This is a genomic window from Pantoea sp. EKM103V (assembly GCF_011800365.1).
Lineage (GTDB): Bacteria > Pseudomonadota > Gammaproteobacteria > Enterobacterales > Enterobacteriaceae > Pantoea > Pantoea anthophila.
In genome coordinates this window covers 634,505-654,195 of the sequence record NZ_JAALFQ010000001.1, presented here as the reverse complement: position 1 = coordinate 654,195, position 19,691 = coordinate 634,505, and the positions used below count along the sequence as shown (strand labels likewise).

Below are 19,691 nucleotides of genomic sequence, written 5' to 3'. Positions count from 1 at the left end.
TTCTGTCCCCCTGCTCTGCCAGTCGCTGAATCACAGGCAAAAAAAATCCCACTCTCCCTGAGGGGGAGAGTGGGAAAAACTAAGCGTATCCGGTTAAAGTACGCTCAAATTTTCAGGTCAGATTACGAGTTCAGTTTGAACAGTGACATCTTCGACATGTCAGTAAAGGTCTTATAGGAAGCCTGTAGTGCCGTCTGCTGCATGGTGTAGCTGGACACGGCCTCGGTGTAGTCCACGTTCACCAGGTCACTCATCTGGGAGTTATAGATCACGTCGCGGTCATCACCCTGCGCATTCAGCGTATCGATTTCAGACAGCTGCGTACCAATCTCAGAACGCACGGTTAAAACATTATTCAGCGCGTTGCCCAGGCCGCGGTTGGTTTTATCCATGGCGTCCTGGAAGGTCTTTTTGGTTGCGGCGTCAGCATCATCCTGCGGCACTTTCAGGGCGGCAATCGCACTATCCAGCATCTTAAACAGGTTGGTTTCGCTGGCGCTGCCATCCGGCTCTTTGGTTGCATTGCTGGTGATAGACATAAAGACATCATCACCGGTGTGCGCCACGGTCATGGTACGGCTGGAGTCCACCTTCTGAGTGATGGCTTCTGTGCCGCCCGCATAGCTGACGCCAGTTCCGGCACCATCAACAAAAGGCGCGCTGTCGGTTTTATAACCGGCAAAGATGTAACGTCCGTTGGCATCCTGGCTGTTTGCCTGGTTCAGCAACTGAGCACGGATCCCTTCCAGCTGGGTGGCGATCGAGCCACGGTCATCGTCGCTCAGCGTACCGGTTGAACCGTTGACGATCAGTGTCTGTGCGCTCTGGATACTGCTGGTCACGCCTTTCAGCGCATTCTCTTCCAGGGAGAGCCCCTGCTCAGCAAAGGTACGCGCCAGCGCATACTGACTCCCCTGCTGCTGGGTCTGTGACAGCACCACCGCGCGTGACGCGGCAATCGGATCGTCCGACGGATTAGTCACACGACGGCCGCTGGAGAGCTGCTCGCCCACTTTCAGCCAGGAGGCCTGCGAGTCGGTAATGCCGCGCACCTGCTGGTCAAAAATCATATTTGTACTGATTCGCATGTTATCTCCTGCCCTTAGCGAATATTGATCAATGCGTTAAACACGGTGCTGGCCGTCTGCAGCACCTGCGCATTGGCCATGTAATATTGCTGGTATCTGGTCAGATTGGCGTACTCCTCATCGAGGTTGACACCCGAGACCGACTGCTGGCGATCGGTCAGCTGACTGACCACGCTTTTCTGGGTGGTGCTGGTGGTTTCCAGCGAGCTGGTTTTGTTACCCACGGTGCTGACGATGCTCGCATAAGCCTGCGACAGCGTGGCATTTCCGCCCACCAGCTTCACATCCTGCAGGTTCAGCAGCTTTTGCGCATTGCGGTTATCACTTTCGCCGCCCACGGCGCTCGCCGCGGCTACCTGGGATTCACTGGTAATCGCTACGGACATGTCGTTAATCACGTTCTGAACCGGCTTCACCAGGAAACTGTCTTTCGCGGCAGGTGCCGGGGTGGCCGCGACGGTCAGTTTCAGACCATCAAAGCTCAGCGTCGTGTTGCCACTGGCGTCGGTTCCCTGCGCAATGGTGACCGCCGTGCTGTCTGAAGCACGGGTGGCAGTCCATTGGCTGCCGTCATAGCTGACGGTGTAGTTAGAGGCTTTCAGCGCGCTGGTGTCGGTCCATTCGGCGGTAACGGACGCAGCGGTGCTGTTTTTGCTGTTGCTGACTACCAGCGGAGTGCCGATGTTAAAGAAATCGACACCCTGGTCGCCGTTGCTGTCAAAGCCCTGTTTATGCACGTCGTTAAAGCTGGTGGTAAAGGCCGCCGCCAGCTGTCCGAGCTGATTCTGTGCCAGATCGAGATCCTGAGAGCGGAACGCCAGCAGACCGCCCAGCGATCCGGTGGTGATCAGCTTTTCCGGGATCTCGACGTTGCCTGCCTGCTTGTCGACATAGCCGATGGTGGTGCGTGTCGGATCGCTGCTGGAGTTCATCGCCACCAGATCGCTGGATTTGTAGCCGTTCACCAGCGTCAGGCCGTTGGCCATGGATACGGTGTAATTACCATCCTGCTGCGAAACCGTGACGCCAACCACGTTATTCAGCTCGTTAACCAGCTGATCGCGTTTATCCAGCAGATCGTTAGGTTCGGCACCGTTGCCGTTTGTCAGTTTGGCAATCTGCTGGTTGAGGTCGGCAATCTGCGAGCTGTAGGTGTTGATCTGTTTCACGCTGGAGGCGACATCGGCATTGACGCTGTTCTGCATGTTGTTCAGATACTGCGCCGTGGTCTGAAACTGGCTGACCAGCCCCTGAGCGTTACTGAGCATAGACTGACGCGCCGAGGGATCGTTGGCGTTGCTGACCACGTTCTGCAGGTTGGTAAAGAAGCCCTGCAGGGAGGTGGAGAGACTGGTGGTCGAGGTCGACAGCAGATCGTCAATGTTAGAGATCTGGCTATGCTGGAGATCGACAGCACTGTAGCTGGCACTGGCACCGCGCAACTGCGTTGCGATGAAAGCATCATACTCGCGCTGTACACCGGAGATTTTTACGCCGTTGCCGTAATAGCTGTTGCCCTGCAGGGTACTGTTTGCCTGCGCCAGCACCGTTGTCTGACGGGAGTAGCCCGCCACGGTGTAGTTCGTGATGTTATTACTGGTGGTGCTCAGGGCGGCCTGTGCGGCACTCAATCCGCTCATCGCGGAGTTAATTATGCTGGACATCTCGGTTCCTTACGTTCCCCCGTCAACCGGGCTGGCAGAGATCTGAATGAACGCCAGCGGGCGAAAACGCATCTGGCTTATGGTGATGTTATCGGCTTGCTTAAGTGAAACTTGAGGCGCAATGATCAGAACAGGTCGCCAATATCCTGGCTGTACGCTTTAACGACTTTGTCGCCCATGCTTTTGAATTGCTGAATCATTCCCACCAGCTTCTGCGCATATTTAGGATCGGTGGCATAGCCCGCCGCCTGCAGCGCCTGCGCGCCCTGTTCTGCACTGGATGCGGTAGTGACCGCCGCATAGCGTGGGTTTTTCGTCAGGAGCCGGACGTAGTCGGTCAGCGCCTCGAAATAGGAGTTATAGACCCGGAAGCTGGCCCGGACTTTTTTCGCTTCGCCCTGCTCATATTCGGTGGTCATGATGTCGGTGGTGTCACCCTTCCAGTCGCCACTCGCTTTGATGCCGAAGACGTTGTAGCTCGGTTTACCGTCGCGGGTCAGGATCTGACGCTGGCCCCAGCCCGACTCCAGCGCCGCCTGCGCCAGAATCAGGTGATGAGGGATACCACTCTGCTGACTGGCCGCCTGCGCGGGCTGCGTCAGCTGCGCGATGAACTCGCGGCTGTCGCTGGGCAGGCCGGTTGGCGAAGCGGCAGGCAGACGCGGCATAGCTTTACGCACCATCTGCTCCAGCTGCTGCGCCGGCATCGGCGTCGCCCCGCTGGTGCTGAGGATGAAGCTGTTATCCAGCTTCATCGGCACCGTTCCGGCTTTCTCATCCGGCGCGACAGCGGGCTGCATCTGTTTGACGATGGTTTCCGCCAGGCCAAGCCCGCGTTTCCCCATCTCCTGCGCAATCTGCTGGTCATACATAGAGGTGAAGAGTTTGGTCTGTTCGTTGCTCATAATGCCGTCCTGCGGCAACGCCTCGCGCATACTCTTCAGCATCATCTGTACAAACATCCCTTCGACCTGACGCGCCACCTGCAACGCATGCCCTTTCGGGTCGTTGCTGGCCTGGTGTTTCAGTTCATTCAGGGAGCGGCTGTCGTAAGCCGCACTCATCACAGATTGCATATCAGCCATCAGATAATTTCCAGTTTGGCACGCAGACAGCCGGCACTCTGCATTGACTGCAGAATCGACATCAGCTCGATAGGTGAAGCGCCCAGCGCATTCAGCGCACGCACCACGTTGTTCAGGTTGGCGCTGGCGTTGACGCGTTGCAGCGCACCGCCGCTCTGACGCAGATCGATCTGGGTCTGCGTTGTCGCCACCGTCTGACCACCGGCCAGCGGGGTATCAGGCTGGCTGACGTTCTGCTGCTGGTTGACCGTCACAGAGAGGTTGCCCTGCGCCACCGCACACTGATTCAGCGTCACTTCGCGGTTCATCACCACCGAGCCGGTACGGGAGTTGATGATCACTTTGGCATCTTCGACCGGAATCGAGACGTTAATGTTCTGGATATCGGCCAGCAGACGCACCTGCGCGCCATTGTTTGGCGAGACGCGGATCTGTACGGTACGCGCATCCAGCGGCTGAGCCGAGCCATATCCCCCACGTGCGTTAATGGCATCAGCAATCCGCTGCGCCATGGAGAAGTCTTCGTTGTTCAGCTGCAGGTTAATGGTGTTCTGCGAACCAAAGTTGCTCTGCAGTTCACGCTCAACCGTGGCCCCGCCGGTAATCCGGCCGCCGTTAAGCTGGTTAACCTGAACACTGCTGCCGCCTGCCGATGCGCCCGCACCGCCGACGAGGATATTTCCCTGCGCCAGCGCATAGACCTGGTTATCGACCCCTTTCAGCGGCGTCATTAACAGCGTGCCGCCGCGCAGGCTTTTGGCGTTACCCAGTGAAGAGACCACCACATCCAGGTTCTGTCCCTGACGGGCAAACGCGGGCAGTTTTGCGGTGACCATAACCGCCGCCACGTTTTTCAGCTGCATGTTGGTGCCTGCGGGCACGGTAATCCCCAGCTGTGACAGCATGTTGCTGACGGTCTGAGTGGTAAACGGCGTCTGGGTCGTCTGGTCACCGGTACCATCAAGACCCACAACCAGGCCATAGCCCAGTAACTGGTTTTCGCGAACCCCCTGGATGGTGGTTAAGTCACGAATCAAATCGGCTTTTGCCAGCAGGCTGACGCCCAGCAGCAGTGCCAGCCCGGCGCGCAACAGCGTTAACTTTTTCATTGAAACCTCTTACATCGGCGAGATGTTCAGGAAGAAGCGCTGTAACCAACCCATGGTCTGCGCCTCATTGATATAGCCATTTCCGACGTACTCAATACGTGCATCGGCGACAGCGGTAGATAACACGGCATTGCTGGCGCTGATGGTGCGTGGGTTGACTACACCTGAGAAGCGAATGAACTCCGTGCCCTGATTAATGGCGATCTGTTTTTCACCGACCACGTGCAGGTTGCCGTTCGACAACACCTGATCCACCGTGACGGTAATGGTGCCGGTAAAGGTGTTGTTGGCAGATGCGCCCCCTTTCCCGGCGAAATCATTTTTGCCTTCCGCGCTGATATTGGCTTTTTCGCCACCGGCACCCACCAGGCCCGCCAGACCGGTCGGCACGGCGTTCAGGCCAAAGCTGTTGCTGCCATCGCGGCTGGCATTGGCGGAAGAGCTTTTGCTGGCACTGACGTTTTCCTGCAGCGTGATGGTCAGGGTATCGCCAATGTTGCGTGGACGGCGGTCTTCAAACAGCGGCTGGTAGCCGTAGTTAAGCGGCGCGACGCCCTGGAAAATGGAGCCGTTTACCACCGGTGGCGCGGACGGCATCGGCTGTGCTGTGGTTGCGCCTTCGACCAGCGGGGTCCGGGGGACCAGGGCACAACCGTTAAGAGTTAGCAGCAGCGAGGCGACTAACCAATGTCCAGGCTTGAGAATCTGTTGCTTCGCCACGGCGTCACGACCTTATTAATGTCTGTCATTCAGGCCAGCATGGGCTGGCCCTGTTCGGGATTAAATCTGCGTTAATTTCGCCAGCATCTGATCAGAGGTACTGATCGCCTTGCTGTTGATTTCGTAAGCGCGCTGCGTCTGAATCATGGTGACCAGCTCTTCCGCCACGTTAACGTTTGAGGTTTCGGTATAGCCCTGATAGAGCAGACCCGCGCCGTTCTGGCCTGGGGTGCTGTCAGTCGGTGCGCCCGATGCCTGAGTTTCCTTGTAGAGGTTTTCACCCACACTATCGAGACCGGCATCGTTCATGAAGGTGCTCAGGGTTAACTGACCCACCTGCGCAGCCTGGGCCTGGCCTTGCTGCGTCACGCTGACCACACCGTCACGCGAAACCGTGATGCTGGTGGCGTTAGCCGGAATGGTAATGCCGGGCTGCACCGGGAAACCGGAGTTGGTCACCAGCTGGCCGTTCTGATCCACCTGAAACGCGCCGTCACGGGTATAAGCAGAGGTGCCATCCGGCATCTGAATCTGAAAATAGCCCTGGCCGTTAATGGCGATATCTTTTGAATTGCTGGTCTGTGACAGGTTGCCCTGGGTGTGCAGACGCTCAGTGGTGACCGGACGGACACCGGTGCCGATCTGCAGACCGGAGGGCAACGTCGTCTGTTCGGACGACTGCGTGCCCGGCTGACGCATGGTCTGGTACATCAGATCTTCGAACACGGCACGCGAACGCTTAAAGCCATTGGTGCTGACGTTAGCCAGGTTGTTGGCAATCACGTCCATGTTCATCTGCTGCGCATCAAGACCGGTCTTAGCGATCCATAAAGAACGAATCATGTTGTTATCCTCGCGCCTTAGCTCATGTTCAGGAGCTGATTGGCTTTTTGTTCATTTTCGTCGACGTTAGTGATGACTTTCATCTGCATCTCAAAACGTCGGGCGTTGGCGATCATATCGACCATGGTTTCCACCGGTTTGACGTTGCTGCCTTCCAGCACGCCAGGCATCACCTGCATGGTGGCGTCAGCCTGCAGCGCCGCACCGCGGGTCGCCTGTGTCGCAGCCGTGGGACGGAACATCCCGTCATCACTGCGCTGCAGCTCCTGACCGGTGGCCCTGACCAGCTTCAGCTTACCCAGCTGAACCGTGGCGTTGGGCGAGTCACCGGCATTCAGGCCGGTAATGGAGCCGTCAGCCGCGATGGTGATTTCGGTGCCCTGCGGGATCACAATCGGACCGCCGTCGCCCATCACAGGATTGCCCTGAACCGTCAGCGTGCCGTTCGGGCTAATCTGCATATTGCCGTTGCGGGTATAAGCTTCGCTGCCGTCAGCGGTACGCACCGCCAGCCAGCCATCCTGCTGCACCGCCACATCGAGTGGACGCTCGGTGTAATCCATCGCGCCCTGGCTCATGTCGGCGCCGGGTGTGGAGGCGGCGACCAGCGTACGGGTTGGCAGTGACCAGCCATTCACCGGCACCGCGCGCAGCGCATTGAGCTGCGCACGAAAGCCTGGTGTTGAGGCGTTGGCGAGGTTGCTGGCGGTGACCGCCTGCTGATCCAGCGTCTGGCTGGCCGCGCCCATCGCGGTATATATCGCGTGATCCATATGGCAATCCTGTTAGCGAATTAACGTAAGTTAACCAGCGTGTTGAGAATCTGGTCCTGAGTTTTGATGGTCTGCGCATTCGCCTGATAGTTACGCTGCGCCACGATCATGTTCACCAGCTCTTTACTCATATCGACGTTTGAGGACTCCAGGGCGCCCGCCGTCAGAGAACCAAAGGTTCCGGTATTAGCCAGACCGACTGCTGCCTGACCTGATGCGCTGGATGCCGCCCAGACGTTGTCGCCCTGTGACTGCAGACCTTCCGGGTTAGAGAAGCTCGCCAGCACAATCTGACCCAGCAGCTGGGTTTTCTGGTTGGAGTAGGTGCCGGTGATGGTGCCGTCATCATTGATGGCGTAGCTGGTCAGATCGCCTGGTGCATAACCATCCTGCGTCGGGCTGCCAAAGGTGGTGGCGCCGGTGTTCTGCTGCAGGCTGCCCAGCATGCTCAGGGTGATCGGCTGGTTCGCGACCGCGCCGTTGGCGCCGCCCACGTTCAGCGTCAGGCCAACGGTACCGTCGTTGGTGGTGCTCACTACCGCGCCGTTTGCATCCAGCTTAGAGACGCCTGTCAGCTTACCGCTGGTATCAAACGTCATGCGGAAGTCGCCCGCCGAGGTGCCGGTGGTGCCGTCGATGGTATGAACGGTCCAGCTGTTGCTGGTGGTGTCTTTCACGAAGTACATGTCGAGCGCATGGTCATTACCCTGCGAGTCGTACACGGTTGCCGTGGTTTTCTTGTTGTAGCTGTCTGCGTTCGCCGTCGAGAAGGTGGTCACAGATGGCGTGGTGTCCGTTGAGTTCAGGTTGGCAACCAGACCGGCCGTGGTGGTGGCACGGGCTGACATCTGCTCGGTCGGAATACGGATCGCCACCGGGTTTGCACCCGCCTGGATGGTAGCCGGTGAACCGCTGGCCGGATAGCCGGTCACGTTCAGGCCCTGGGTGTTGACCAGGTTACGGTTGGCATCAAGGGTGAACTGACCATTACGTGAGTAGAACACGCCGCCGCTGCTGTCGGTCATGCGGAAGAAACCGTTACCGCTCAGCGCCACATCCAGGCCACGGCTGGTAGTCGTGGTGGAACCGTCGTTGAAGTTCTGGATCACGGCCGCCACTTTCGTGCCGAGGCCGACGTTAGAACCGGCAAACATATCGGCAAACGCGATGGTGCTGGATTTAAAGCCCGCGGTGGCGGAGTTGGCGATGTTGTTACCGATGACATCAAGGTTACTAGAGGCAGCGCCAAGGCCGCTGACCGCTTGGGAAAATGACATGTGTGTGTCTCCTGTCTACAGGTTAATCAGAGAATCTGACGTACGTCGTCAAGGGTGGCGGAGCCCATGGTGCCGAGATCCAGTTTGGTGGTGTCGTTCGCGGTACTCACCCCATTGACGTAGGCGTAGTTCAGCGGTTGTGCCACCAGTTGTGTGTTGCCATTGCTTGCAGCAATCGCAACGCTGTATTTACCATCCGGGGCCACTGAACCATCCGTCAGCTTGCCGTCCCACGAGAAGGTGTGCACGCCAGCGCTCAGCGCGCCCAGATCGACGGTGTCGATCACCGCGCCACTGGCATCTTTAATGGTGGCGGAGGCGCCGGTCGAGGCGGAGCCCAGCTCAACACCAAAAGGCGTTGTGGTGCCGTTGCCGACCAGAATCTGGCTGCCGTTGACCATCACGCCGTGCCCAATCAGCGTGGAGCTCTGCAGCGACTGGCTGGTGCTGATCTGGCCGGAGATCGATCCCAGCGTGGTGTTCAGTTTTTCAATCCCGCTCAGGGTATTGATCTGTGCCAGCTGCGTGGTGAGCTGGCTGTTATCCATCGGATTGGTTGGATCCTGGTTCTGTAACTGGGTAACCAGCATGGTCAGGAACTGATTCTGCAGATCCTGTGCATTGTTGCCGGTGCCGGTGCTGGAGGAGCTGAGAACCGACGGATCCAGTTTTTCATTAACGCCTACCGCGATAGCCATGGTTTTTCTCCGTTATTGCCCAATCGTCAGGGTTTTCATCATCATCGACTTCACGGTGTTCAGCACTTCCACGTTGGCCTGGTAGCTGCGTGACGCCGACATGGTGTTGACGCTTTCGGAGACCACATCCACGTTCGGCATCTTCACGTAGCCTTTGGCATCGGCCATCGGGTTGCCCGGGTCGTAAACCAGTTTCGCTGGCGTCGGATCCTCGACAACCCGGGCGACTTTCACCCCGCCGGTTGCTGAGCCCGGCGCCGCATCGGTCTGGAAGACCACCTGCTTTGCCACGTAAGGCTTGCCATCGGGACCGGTGACGCTGTCGGCGTTCGCCAGGTTACTGGCACTGACGTTTAATCGCTGTGATTGCGCGGTCATCGCTGAACCGGCAATGTCAAAAATATTCAGCAAGGCCATAATTATTGCCCTTGTAACACGCTCATCATGCCTTTTATCTGGCTGCTGATGAGGGTGAGGTCGGTTTGATATTTCAGGCTGTTATCCGCGAACTGCGTACGCTCACGGTCCATATCTACGGTGTTGCCGTCGGCAGAAGGCTGATCGGGAATGCGATAAAGCATGTCCATCGAGGGTACGCCGTTTGTCTGTGCTTCAATGTGGCGAGCTGAAGTGACCTTCAACGCCATGCTGCTGCCTTCCGCACGGCCATTGGACATCACCCGACTCAGCTCGCTGGCAAAGTCGATATCCCGGGCCTGATAACCAGGGGTATCGGCGTTGGCAATATTTGACGCCAGGATCTCCTGACGTTGAGCACGCAGGTTGAGGGCCTCCGTACCAAATTTCAGCGCCGCATCCAGTTTGTCGAGCATGTTTCCTCCGCGTATGAGAATTTCGAGCTGGCAGCTTAATTTGAAAAAGCAAGGGGTCATCGTCTGAATAAGGCCTCAAATGACCGCTATTTTGACAATTGAGGATTTTTCTTAACGGTTACACTCGTTGCCATCATCAGTGAGGAATTGCACCATGCGTCGATATCTGACCCTGCTGACCAGCCTGCTGGTCGCGATCGCCCTGCCGGCTTCTGCGGGAGATCTCAATGCACAACTGAACCAGTTTTTTAAAGCGCGTGACGCCCAGCATGCTCAGGGCATGACGGTGGTGATTCGCACGCCGCAGGCGCAGTGGCCCACCTGTGAGGCGCCCCAGTTCACCCTGCCCGGCAACAGCCGGTTATGGGGCAACATGAGCGTGGCGGCTAACTGCGGTGAAAACCGTCGTTATCTCCAGGTTCAGGTCCAGGTGACCGGGAGCTATCTGGTGGCGAACCGGCTGCTGAGCCGGGGCAGCAGCGTCAGCGAAAGCGACTTCACGCTGCAGACGGGGCGTCTGGATACCCTGCCCGCACGCGCCCTGCTGAACAGCGACTCGGTGGCCGATGCGGTCGTCCTGCGTGACATCCCACCGGGACAGCCGATCAACCCCGCCATGCTGCGTCAGCCGTGGCGGGTTAAGGCGGGTCAGAGTGTGATGGTGATAGCCAGCGGCGACGGCTTTGACGCCAGTGGTGAGGGCAAGGCGCTGAACAACGCCACCCGTTCACAGTGGGTTCGCGTCAGGATGGGGAATGGTCAGATTGTCAGCGGTAAGGTGCGCGAGGATGGGAATATTCTTATAACGCTGTAAAGTGTTAAAGAAGCCCATCATGCTGCCGATAGAAGAATCAACAAAGCGATAACGCTATTATGATTCAGGTGGCAGACTTCCCCTGACCGTACAGGAGCCCGAATATGAGCATTGACAGAACGCAACCTCTGAAACCCGCCAGCACCGTACAGAGCCGCGATACCAGCGAGCCAGGCAGCAGCAAAGTGCGTCAGAGTGCCAGCCCGGCGGCAGCGCCGGCGGCTGCCGCTCAGGTCAATCTGAGCAGCGCGCAGTCTCAGCTGATGCAGCCGAGCAGCAAAGACATCAACGTCGAGCGCGTTGAACAACTGAAAACCGCCATTCGTAATGGCGAACTGAAGATGGATACCGGCAAAATCGCCGATGCGCTGATTGCCGATACTAAGGCGTATTTAGAGGGTAATTAGTTACCATGAGTAATTTGCAGACCACATTAGATAAGATGCAGGACGTGCTGGCATCGCTTTCTGCGGTGCTGGAAGAAGAGCAGCAGCAGCTGGCAAGCGGCAACATTAACAGCAACCTGCTGCAGCGCATCACTGAAGATAAAAGCGCGCTGCTCAGCACGCTGAACTATCTGGATGAGATGCGACGCACCGCTGAAAAGAGTCAGTCCGTGTCGGCACCTTATCGTGGTCAGAACGACATGGCACGCCGCTGGGACGTCATCCAGCAGCATAGCCGTCGTCTGCAGGATGCCAATGTGCATAACGGCATGCTGCTGCAGCATCAGATTCGCTACACCCAGGATGCCCTGGAGGTGCTGAAGCCGCATCAGACCCAGGCGTTCTATGGCCCGGATGGGATGGGTAAAGGCCAGGCCACGCTAAGCCGTAAAGCCTGAGCAGAAAAGTAGCAAAAAAAATCCCGCTGATGCGGGATTTTTTTATGGCAGAAGAGGAACCGCCTCAGGCAGCGGTACGGCGCGCATAGTCGCGCAGCCGGAATCCCAGCAGCGCCAGCGCCAGAAAGTAACTTCCCCCACCCACTGCACAGACCAGCGCCAGACGCAGCAGTCGCCACAGCATCGAGCCCTGCTCCCAGGCGGGCATCCATTGCAGCATGGCAAACAGTGCCCCGGCCATCACCGCCACGGCGATCAGCAGACGCACCAGAAAGCTGCTCCAGCCCGGCTGAGGCATAAAGATCTGCTTCTTGCGCAGCTGCCAGTAGAGCAGCGAGGCATTCAGACAGGCCGCCAGCCCAATCGACAGAGAGAGACCGGCATGTTTCAGCGGGCCGATGAAGGCCAGGTTCATCACCTGCGTCATGATCAGCGTGATAATCGCGATTTTAACCGGGGTTTTGATGTCCTGCCGTGAATAGAAGCCGGGTGCCAGCACCTTGACCACAATCAGGCCCATCAGGCCTACAGAGTAGGCGATCAGCGCACGCTGCGTCATCAGCGCATCAAAGGCCGTGAATTTGCCATACTGGAACAGCGCCACGGTGAGCGGGCCGGAGAGCATCCCCAGCGCCACAGCGCAGGGCAGCGCCAGCAGGAAGCAGAGGCGTAGTCCCCAGTCCATCAGCCGGGAATACTCATCGTGATTGCCGCTGGAAAAACTTTTGGCCAGCGACGGCAGCAGAATGGTACCCAGCGCCACGCCCAGTACGCCGGAGGGGAACTCCATCAGGCGATCGGCGTAATACATCCAGGAGACGGAACCCGACACCAGGAACGAGGCGAAGATGGTATTGATGATCAGCGAGATCTGACTGACCGAAACGCCCAGGATCGCCGGCCCCATCTGACGCATCACGCGCCAGACGCCTGCGTCACGCAGATTGATGCGTGGCAGCACCAGCATTCCCAGCTTCTTCAGGTGTGGCAGCTGATAGCCGAGCTGCAGCACCCCGCCCACGACGACCGCCCAGGCGAGCGCCATCACCGGCGGATGGAAATGCGGCGCGGCGAACAGGGCGAAGCTGATCATGCTGACGTTCAGCAGGGTCGGCGCAAAAGCTGGCACCGAGAAGCGGTTCCAGGTGTTCAGCACCGCACCCGCCAGCGACGCCAGCGAGATCAGCATAATGTAGGGAAAGGTCACCCGCAGCAGGGAACTGGTCAGGGCAAATTTATCCGCATGGTCGCTGAAGCCCGGTGCGGTAATCATGATCACCCAGGGCGCAGCGAGCATCCCTGCGAAGGTCACCAGCGCCAGCGCCAGTGTCAGCAGGCCTGAGACATACGAGAGGAACAGACGTGTCGCCTCCTCACCCTGCTTGCTTTTATATTCTGCGAGAATGGGCACAAATGCCTGGGAAAACGCGCCTTCGGCAAAAATACGCCTCAGCAGATTCGGCAGTTTAAACGCAACAAAAAACGCATCGGTCGCCATTCCGGCGCCAAACACCCGCGCCACGATGGCATCACGGGCAAAGCCCAGAACGCGGGAAAACAGGGTCATGGAACTGACCGCTGCCAGCGATTTTAAAAGATTCATAATTGACGGCGCATCCTGAAAAAATCAGTAAAAAGGAGAAGTCGCGCGGGCACCTGAAAGATGCCCGGCGACAGTCTACTGCCACGGAGGGAAATGACCAGCACGGAGTGTTACAAGGCGTTATTCCAGAATGGCACTATGCCAGAGGTTTTCCACCACACGCTGCGCCATCAGCGCCTGTTCACCGCTGGTTTCAGGCGTCGTCTGATTCTGCACGCAGTCGATAAAATGGCGTGCGGCCCCGCTGAACCCGCGCTGGGTCAGGTGGCTCTGCCAGGCGGCAGGCGGAGCGATCAGCACGCCGTCGTGCCGCTCTTCCTGCCAGTCGCGCATCTCACTGATGTCGATACATTTACCGTCGCCTGTCGCACTGACACGCTCACGCTGACTGCCTGCGCGCCGATGCATGCTGGTGGTGATCGACAGGCCCTCCAGGGCGAAGTGGTGCTCAGCGTAGAGCATCTGTCCCTGTTCGTTGGTGTCGATGCGCCCCTGAACATGCTGAACAGGCTTGCCGCCGAGCCAGAGTGCGGTGTCGACAACGTGCAGGTAGTCATCAAGCAGGGTAAAGCGGAGATCCTGGGGCCCGACGCTGTCGCTGCGGTGCTTTTCAATCCGCAGGGAAGCGACGTGTCCCATCTCCGCCCGCAGCTGCTGATAGCGCGGGGCGAAGCGGCGATTAAAGGCGACCATCAGCTTACGCTGCTGTTTCTCCGCCAGCGCCACCAGCGCCTCAGCCTGATCCAGAGTTTCCGCCAGCGGCTTATCGACGCAGACATCTTTTCCGGCCAGCAGCAGCGCCTTCACCACCTCATAGTGCGTGGCGGTGCTGCTGTGGACAAAAACGGCGTCGCAGGCCGCGGCCAGCGCATTCAGGGAACTGAAACAGTCCATACGGTAACTGTCGCAGAGTGGCCGGGCTTTGGCCTGATTCGGCGAAAATGCCCCCACCAGCGTCCAGTCTGTCGCCGCCGACAACACCGGCAGCCAGGCTTTCTGTGCGATACCGCCGAGTCCCACCACACCAATACGTAAAGTCATCTTAATGCTCCGGCTGCAGCAGTTGAGTGAGCTGAGCCTGAAGCCGGGCGACCTGCTGTTCCAGGGTGGCCACACGCCTCGCCAGATCGCCCTGCTCTTCCGGCTCATCGGCGGCCAGTGGCGTGTCGCTCTCCCCGGCCAGCAGATGCATAAAGCGGCTTTCGCGCTTGCCCGGCTCGCGCGCCAGGCGGATCACCCGGGCGCTGTCGTCACGCTGCATCAGGCCTTCCAGCGTCTGTTCTGTTTCGCTGACGTCACTGAACTCATGAAGACGGCCGCTGCGGGTGCGCAGTTCGCCTGGCGTCTGCGGACCGCGCAGCAGCAGTAACGTCAGCACGGCAACTTCGGCGCTGTTCAGCTTCAGCGTGCCAAAGGCGGAGTTACAGAAACGCTGCTCATATTTCACGACCCGCTGACCGGACGCGCTGCTGGCGGTAACCAGATGCCGCTTCACCAGCTGATCGAGTTCATCCTGTACCGCGCTTTCACTCAGCTCCATCACCGGCTCGCGGTTTGATTTCTGGTTACAGGCCACCACGACCCCATTCAGTGACAGCGGATACTGTTCCGGCGTGGTAACCTGCTTCTCCAGCAGGCAGCCCAGCACGCGCAGCGCCTGCGCCGATAAAGCCATCTTCATGCTTGCGTCCTCATTATTGTCCACGCCGGTCAGGCGTCCATTCCCGCTGGGTTAATGCTGTCAGCACGTGATCCTGCCAGCGTCCGTCAATCAGCAGATAGTCTTTCGCATATCCCTCTTTCTCAAAACCGAGGCGCGCCAGCAGGTCGCCGCTGCGCTGGTTGTGCGGCATGTAGTTCGCCATGATGCGATGAATATGCTGCTGACGCTGCATGTAGCGGATAGCAGACTGTAACGCTTCAAACATCAGCCCCTGTCCCTGCCACTTTTCGCCCAGCGAATAGCCAAGATAACAGGCGTGAAAGGAACCGCGCAGCACGTTGCTGAAGTTGGCTACGCCGCGCACTTCGGTTTCTTCGCTGTCCATCAGAATAAAATAGAAGGCCGAGCCCTGCTTATGCATGTCGGCGATCAGCCCCAGCCGCGCCTGCCAGCCGGAGGGATAGCAGTGACTGTCATCGCGCACCGGCTCCCACGGTTTTAAAAACAGGCGGTTTTCCGCGTAGTAATCTGCCATTCGCCAGGCGTCACGTTCGTGAACCAGACGGACCACCAGCCGATCGGTGGTTAAGCGCACCCTGGGCGCGGCAGAACGATAGCCAAACATCCTGACTCCTGAAATCAATGGCTGAGAGTGAAAGCCGTCATTATCTGGCTTTCACTATAACCGCCGCCTGGGCTGCGGTAAAACATTACGGATTTTTTGCCGTAAAGAGGTTGTTTTTGTTCCGTTATCACCGCGCAGACGCCCCTGCTCAGGCGTCATCAACGCCCGTTCAGCCCGGCCATCTGTCGGGCTGGTTTGCCGGGAGGGGGAATCTCTTCCATACTGTTCAGGCGCCCGGAACAGGATGAAATGATTCACTCTGTTAAACATTAACCTGTAAACGAGGGAGATCAGGATGAAGCTCTATATCTACGACCACTGCCCCTTCTGTGTGAAAGCGCGCATGATTTTTGGTCTGAAGAATTTGCCGGTTGAGCTGGTGGTCATGCTCAATGACGATGAAGAGACGCCTCAGCGACTGATTGGCCAGAAAATGGCGCCTGTCCTGCAGAAAAAGGATGGCAGCGCGATGCCGGAAAGCATGGAGATTGTGCACTATGTCGACCAGCAGGATGGCAAACCGCTGATTACCGGTGCGCTCAATCCGGCTATTGGCGACTGGCTGCGTCACATGAACAGCTACGTGAATAAGCTGCTGCTGCCGCGTATTGCCGAGGCCCCTTTTGCGGAGTTTGCCACCCCGGCGGCACGTGACTATTTCCGCGCGAAAAAGCAGGCCAGCATCGGTGATTTCGAGGAGCTGAAAACGCATTCGGCCGGACTGATTAAAAAAGTCAGCGGCGATCTGCGCAAACTGGACGGCCTGATCGTCCAGCCTAATGCGGTTAACGGCGAGCTGTCGGAAGATGATTTCAGCCTCTTCCCGCTGCTGCGCTCCCTGACGCTGGTTCCGGGCATCGACTGGCCAGCACGGGTCGCTGACTATCGCGACAATATGGCCAAACAGACCCAGGTCAATCTGCTCTCTTCTATTGCGCAGTAATCCCGCCCGGATGAGAGACACCGCGGTGTTTCTCATCCCTTTTCTGATGACACCTCTCACGCATTCAGGCACGCTATATCCTGTTAACTGACTTTGTTATCCAGGATATAGAACGATGAAAAAGGTATTTTTCGGGCTGACTGCCCTGATGTTTGTGCTGCTGGTGAGCGGCTGCAATAAACTGACCCAGTACACCATCAGCGAACAGGAAGTGAATCAGGCGCTGCAAAAGCATAACAACTACGAGAAAGACATTGGCGTGTCCGGTCTGGTCAATGCGCATATTGTCCTGAATAATCTCACCAGCCAGATCGGCCGCGCAGAACCTGGCAAAGTGTCGCTCTCCGGCAATGCAAAGATTAACGTCACCTCTCTGTTCGGCCCGCAGCAGGCTGACATGCAGCTGACGATGCGCGCACAGCCCGTCTATGACCCACAGCAGGGGGCGATCTTTCTGCGCGATCTGGAGATAACCGACGCACAGGTGGCGCCGGAGAAAATGGCTGCCATCATGAAAACCCTGACGCCTTATCTGAATCAGTCGCTGAAGAGCTATTTCGATCAAAACCCGGCTTACCGTCTCAGCGCTGATCGCAGTAAGGGTGAGTCACTGGCGAAAAAATTTGCCAAAGGACTGGAAGTCAGACCGGGCGAACTGGTTATCCCCTTCACGCAGTAATCCCGCTTGCCGCGCCATCCGGCGCGGATTTTTGCTGTCAGCAGAAAAAGCAGGTGCAAACGGTTGCCTGAATCCTTATGCTTAGACCCCGGCCAAAACATGCCTTCTGTTTCCTTTCTGCCGGAGCTTCACTGATGACAGCACAACCTCAGCAACTTACCCTGCGTCGCCCTGACGACTGGCACATTCATCTGCGTGACGATGAGATGCTTAAAACGGTCCTGCCCTACACCAGCGCGGTTAATGGTCGTGCCATCGTGATGCCTAACCTGGTGCCGCCGGTGACCAGCGTGGCGGCAGGAGAAGCGTACCGCGACCGCATCCTGGCCGCGCTGCCCGCCGATCACGCCTTTACGCCGCTGATGACCTGTTATCTCACTGACTCACTGGATCCGGATGAGCTTGAGCGTGGCTTCACATCCGGTCTGTTTACCGCCGCCAAGCTCTATCCGGCTCATGCCACCACCAACTCCAGCCACGGCGTTACCAATATCGCCTCCATCGCCCGCGTGCTGGAGCGGATGCAGCAGCTTAGTATGCCGCTGCTGGTTCATGGCGAAGTCACCGATGCCCATATCGACATTTTTGATCGCGAAGCCCGCTTCATTGACACGGTGATGGTGCCGCTGCGCAGTCAGTTTCCGGGGCTGAAAGTGGTGATGGAGCACATCACCACCCAGGATGCCGCGGATTATGTCGCTGCTGCCGATGAGACGCTGGGCGCGACCATTACGCCGCAGCACCTGATGTTTAACCGCAACCACATGCTGGTGGGCGGGATTCGCCCGCATCTTTACTGCCTGCCGATTCTCAAGCGCAATGTGCATCAGGACGCGCTGCGCAGGGTCGTAGCCAGCGGTCATCCGCGTTTCTTCCTCGGCACCGACACCGCTCCGCATCTGCAGCATCTTAAAGAGTCTGCCTGTGGCTGCGCGGGCGTATTTAATGCGCCGACCTCGCTGGCGGCCTACGCGACCGTGTTTGAAGAGCTGAATGCGCTGGAGCATTTCGAAGCGTTCTGTTCTGAAAACGGCCCGCGTTTCTATGGCCTGCCGCTGAATGAAGGCACAATTACGCTGGTGCGAGAGCCCTGGCAGGTGCCGGCGTCCATCGCGCTGGGCAGTGACGCTCTGATTCCTTTCCTCGCGGGTGAAACGCTCAACTGGCGCGTTGCATAATTTTGCTTGCCTCCGGCGGATGGATACTGTAAATATATACAGTATCTTATCCGGAGGCTGCTATGCGTGTTGAAATTACCGTATCAAATACCCGACCTCTTCCTGCTGGCGCGATAGAGGCGTTAAGCGATGAACTGTCGCGCCGCATTGACGAACAGTTCCCTGACTCGACCAATCACGTCAAGGTACGTTATGCCAGTGCCAACAATCTCAGCGTGCTGGGCGGTGGAAAAGAGACGCGCGACCAGATCAGCGAAATCCTGCAACAGACGTGGGAGAGTGCTGACGACTGGTTCATTACTGATTAACCGCCACTGTGCTTTTTTTTCCGGGTGTCGCCACCCGGTTTTTTTATCTTTTCTCCCCTCTCGCACTTCCCTCTTCATGCATCTAGACTCTTACTGATCAATGCCCTATCCTTGCGCTCGTCACGCATAACAGGAGGTGCGACACCATGACTACTGATAAACCGGAAGAGGCGATGACCTTTGGTGAGTTGTTAGCACTGATTGGTGATCAGCAGCGTCGTTTAACGGTGCTGGAAAATGCCTTTTCCAGTCTGATTTTCTGTCTTGACGATCGTGCCAGCCAGCTGCTGGTGCACAATCTGTCGCTGGAAGCCCAGAATCAAAACCATGATGAACAGCTTCAGCAACATTTTGCCCGTCTGGCAGAGTCCCTGCAGAAACGCGTCGGCGGCATCGTGCCAGACAGCCCGGCGCTCTGAACCGGCGGCCTGTCCCGCTTTTCGCCTGCCCACTGAATCGTAAAAAAATGCCTGCCTGCCAGGCATTTTATTTTTTGACTCCTGCCTGTTAAAAGCGAATATTCTGTGAGAAGCTGACTCACGGCATTTTTTAAACAGTGACACCCGGGTTTACTGTTATAATTGTTTCGCTATCGGAATAAAAAAGCCGCATTGAACCTCATCATGCACTTCGTTTAACGAGTAATAAGGAGGTTATAATGGACAGAAGAAAAGACGTTATTCAGACTCACCCGCTGGTGGGCTGGGATATCAGTACCGTTGATAGCTATGACGCCATGATGATCCGCCTGCACTCGCTGTCGTCGCAGGATCAAAAAGAAGAAGAAGCGGATGTTGGCCCCACCTACTGGCTGACAACGGATGTGGCAAGGCAGTTCATCTCGATCCTCGAAGCAGGCATCGCCAAGATTGAATCCGCCGAGCAGATGGAACGACTCCTCAGTAAGCATTAGTTTCTGCCACATCAAAGGGGCACCCTCAGGG

24 protein-coding genes are annotated in these 19,691 nt (G+C 57.6%); 9 read left to right on the top strand and 15 right to left on the bottom strand.

The features are described 5' to 3' along the window. Positions 1-122: 122 nt before the first annotated feature. The 11 genes from flgL to flgB all read right to left on the bottom strand — a co-directional run bounded on the left by flgL (position 123) and on the right by flgB (position 10,090). Complete coding sequence (gene flgL, locus HFD97_RS03255; protein ID WP_154927856.1) at positions 123-1,088, bottom strand: flagellar hook-associated protein FlgL; 966 nt, start codon at positions 1,086-1,088, stop codon at positions 123-125. 14 nt (positions 1,089-1,102) lie between these two features. Beyond that, positions 1,103-2,752, bottom strand: a complete 1,650-nt coding sequence (gene flgK, locus HFD97_RS03250; protein WP_167431009.1) for a flagellar hook-associated protein FlgK — start codon at positions 2,750-2,752, stop codon at positions 1,103-1,105. Between the two features lie 125 nt (positions 2,753-2,877). Next, positions 2,878-3,837: a flagellar assembly peptidoglycan hydrolase FlgJ gene (flgJ, locus tag HFD97_RS03245; RefSeq protein ID WP_009090874.1), complete on the bottom strand. Its 960-nt coding sequence runs from the start codon at positions 3,835-3,837 to the stop codon at positions 2,878-2,880. Then, positions 3,837-4,946, bottom strand: a complete 1,110-nt coding sequence (locus tag HFD97_RS03240; RefSeq protein ID WP_009090875.1) for a flagellar basal body P-ring protein FlgI — start codon at positions 4,944-4,946, stop codon at positions 3,837-3,839. Before HFD97_RS03240 ends, flgJ begins: the two co-directional genes overlap by 1 nt. A gap of 9 nt (positions 4,947-4,955) precedes the next feature. After that, complete coding sequence (locus tag HFD97_RS03235; protein ID WP_033736336.1) at positions 4,956-5,666, bottom strand: flagellar basal body L-ring protein FlgH; 711 nt, start codon at positions 5,664-5,666, stop codon at positions 4,956-4,958. A 60-nt stretch (positions 5,667-5,726) separates the two neighbouring features. Continuing rightward, positions 5,727-6,509, bottom strand: coding sequence for a flagellar basal-body rod protein FlgG (flgG, locus tag HFD97_RS03230; RefSeq protein ID WP_009090877.1), 783 nt, complete (start codon positions 6,507-6,509; stop codon positions 5,727-5,729). A 17-nt stretch (positions 6,510-6,526) separates the two neighbouring features. Next, positions 6,527-7,282 carry a flagellar basal body rod protein FlgF gene (locus HFD97_RS03225; RefSeq protein ID WP_009090878.1) on the bottom strand — a complete coding sequence of 252 codons (756 nt, stop codon included), beginning with the start codon at positions 7,280-7,282 and terminating at the stop codon, positions 6,527-6,529. A gap of 20 nt (positions 7,283-7,302) precedes the next feature. Beyond that, complete coding sequence (gene flgE, locus HFD97_RS03220; protein WP_167431010.1) at positions 7,303-8,559, bottom strand: flagellar hook protein FlgE; 1,257 nt, start codon at positions 8,557-8,559, stop codon at positions 7,303-7,305. A 26-nt stretch (positions 8,560-8,585) separates the two neighbouring features. Next, positions 8,586-9,257, bottom strand: coding sequence for a flagellar hook assembly protein FlgD (gene flgD / locus HFD97_RS03215; RefSeq protein ID WP_167431011.1), 672 nt, complete (start codon positions 9,255-9,257; stop codon positions 8,586-8,588). Positions 9,258-9,269: 12 nt separating this feature from the next. Beyond that, a complete protein-coding gene (flgC, locus tag HFD97_RS03210) occupies positions 9,270-9,674 on the bottom strand; it encodes a flagellar basal body rod protein FlgC (RefSeq protein WP_009090881.1) in 405 nt (134 codons plus the stop codon). Between the two features lie 2 nt (positions 9,675-9,676). After that, entirely contained in the window at positions 9,677-10,090 is a 414-nt protein-coding gene (gene flgB, locus HFD97_RS03205) for a flagellar basal body rod protein FlgB (protein ID WP_009090882.1), read from the bottom strand. A 154-nt stretch (positions 10,091-10,244) separates the two neighbouring features. Here flgB and flgA point away from each other — a divergent pair, with 154 nt between their 5' ends. The 3 genes from flgA (at position 10,245) to flgN (ending at position 11,748) form a co-directional block, all read left to right on the top strand. Further along, complete coding sequence (flgA, locus tag HFD97_RS03200; RefSeq protein ID WP_058957505.1) at positions 10,245-10,904, top strand: flagellar basal body P-ring formation chaperone FlgA; 660 nt, start codon at positions 10,245-10,247, stop codon at positions 10,902-10,904. Positions 10,905-11,008: 104 nt separating this feature from the next. Next, positions 11,009-11,311 carry a flagellar biosynthesis anti-sigma factor FlgM gene (gene flgM, locus HFD97_RS03195; RefSeq protein WP_009090886.1) on the top strand — a complete coding sequence of 101 codons (303 nt, stop codon included), beginning with the start codon at positions 11,009-11,011 and terminating at the stop codon, positions 11,309-11,311. A gap of 5 nt (positions 11,312-11,316) precedes the next feature. Next, positions 11,317-11,748 (top strand): flagellar export chaperone FlgN, encoded by a 432-nt coding sequence (gene flgN, locus HFD97_RS03190; RefSeq protein WP_009090889.1) that lies wholly within the window; start codon positions 11,317-11,319, stop codon positions 11,746-11,748. A gap of 64 nt (positions 11,749-11,812) precedes the next feature. On the opposite strand, the gene murJ is transcribed toward flgN, so the two are convergent. The 4 genes from murJ to rimJ form a co-directional block, all read right to left on the bottom strand. Further along, positions 11,813-13,351, bottom strand: a complete 1,539-nt coding sequence (gene murJ / locus HFD97_RS03185) for a murein biosynthesis integral membrane protein MurJ (protein ID WP_009090890.1) — start codon at positions 13,349-13,351, stop codon at positions 11,813-11,815. A 120-nt stretch (positions 13,352-13,471) separates the two neighbouring features. Beyond that, entirely contained in the window at positions 13,472-14,392 is a 921-nt protein-coding gene (locus HFD97_RS03180) for a Gfo/Idh/MocA family protein (protein ID WP_167431012.1), read from the bottom strand. 1 nt (position 14,393) lies between these two features. Then, a complete protein-coding gene (locus tag HFD97_RS03175) occupies positions 14,394-15,032 on the bottom strand; it encodes a DUF480 domain-containing protein (protein WP_167431013.1) in 639 nt (212 codons plus the stop codon). A gap of 13 nt (positions 15,033-15,045) precedes the next feature. Continuing rightward, entirely contained in the window at positions 15,046-15,639 is a 594-nt protein-coding gene (gene rimJ / locus HFD97_RS03170) for a ribosomal protein S5-alanine N-acetyltransferase (protein WP_009090895.1), read from the bottom strand. 295 nt (positions 15,640-15,934) lie between these two features. On the opposite strand from rimJ, the gene grxB reads away from it, so the two are divergent. The 6 genes from grxB (at position 15,935) to bssS (ending at position 19,660) form a co-directional block, all read left to right on the top strand. Then, the gene (gene grxB / locus HFD97_RS03165; protein ID WP_009090897.1) at positions 15,935-16,582 is read left to right on the top strand and encodes a glutaredoxin 2; all 648 of its coding nucleotides are present in this window, start codon (positions 15,935-15,937) and stop codon (positions 16,580-16,582) included. 115 nt (positions 16,583-16,697) lie between these two features. Beyond that, positions 16,698-17,261: a lipoprotein gene (locus tag HFD97_RS03160; protein ID WP_009090899.1), complete on the top strand. Its 564-nt coding sequence runs from the start codon at positions 16,698-16,700 to the stop codon at positions 17,259-17,261. Between the two features lie 134 nt (positions 17,262-17,395). Next, a complete protein-coding gene (gene pyrC / locus HFD97_RS03155; protein ID WP_167431014.1) occupies positions 17,396-18,439 on the top strand; it encodes a dihydroorotase in 1,044 nt (347 codons plus the stop codon). A gap of 62 nt (positions 18,440-18,501) precedes the next feature. Next, entirely contained in the window at positions 18,502-18,747 is a 246-nt protein-coding gene (dinI, locus tag HFD97_RS03150; RefSeq protein ID WP_003849907.1) for a DNA damage-inducible protein I, read from the top strand. 146 nt (positions 18,748-18,893) lie between these two features. After that, a complete protein-coding gene (locus HFD97_RS03145; RefSeq protein ID WP_009090903.1) occupies positions 18,894-19,166 on the top strand; it encodes a hypothetical protein in 273 nt (90 codons plus the stop codon). Between the two features lie 239 nt (positions 19,167-19,405). Beyond that, on the top strand, positions 19,406-19,660 hold the full coding sequence (gene bssS, locus HFD97_RS03140) for a biofilm formation regulator BssS (RefSeq protein ID WP_009090905.1): 255 nt from the start codon (positions 19,406-19,408) through the stop codon (positions 19,658-19,660). The last annotated feature ends 31 nt before the right edge of the window (positions 19,661-19,691 follow it).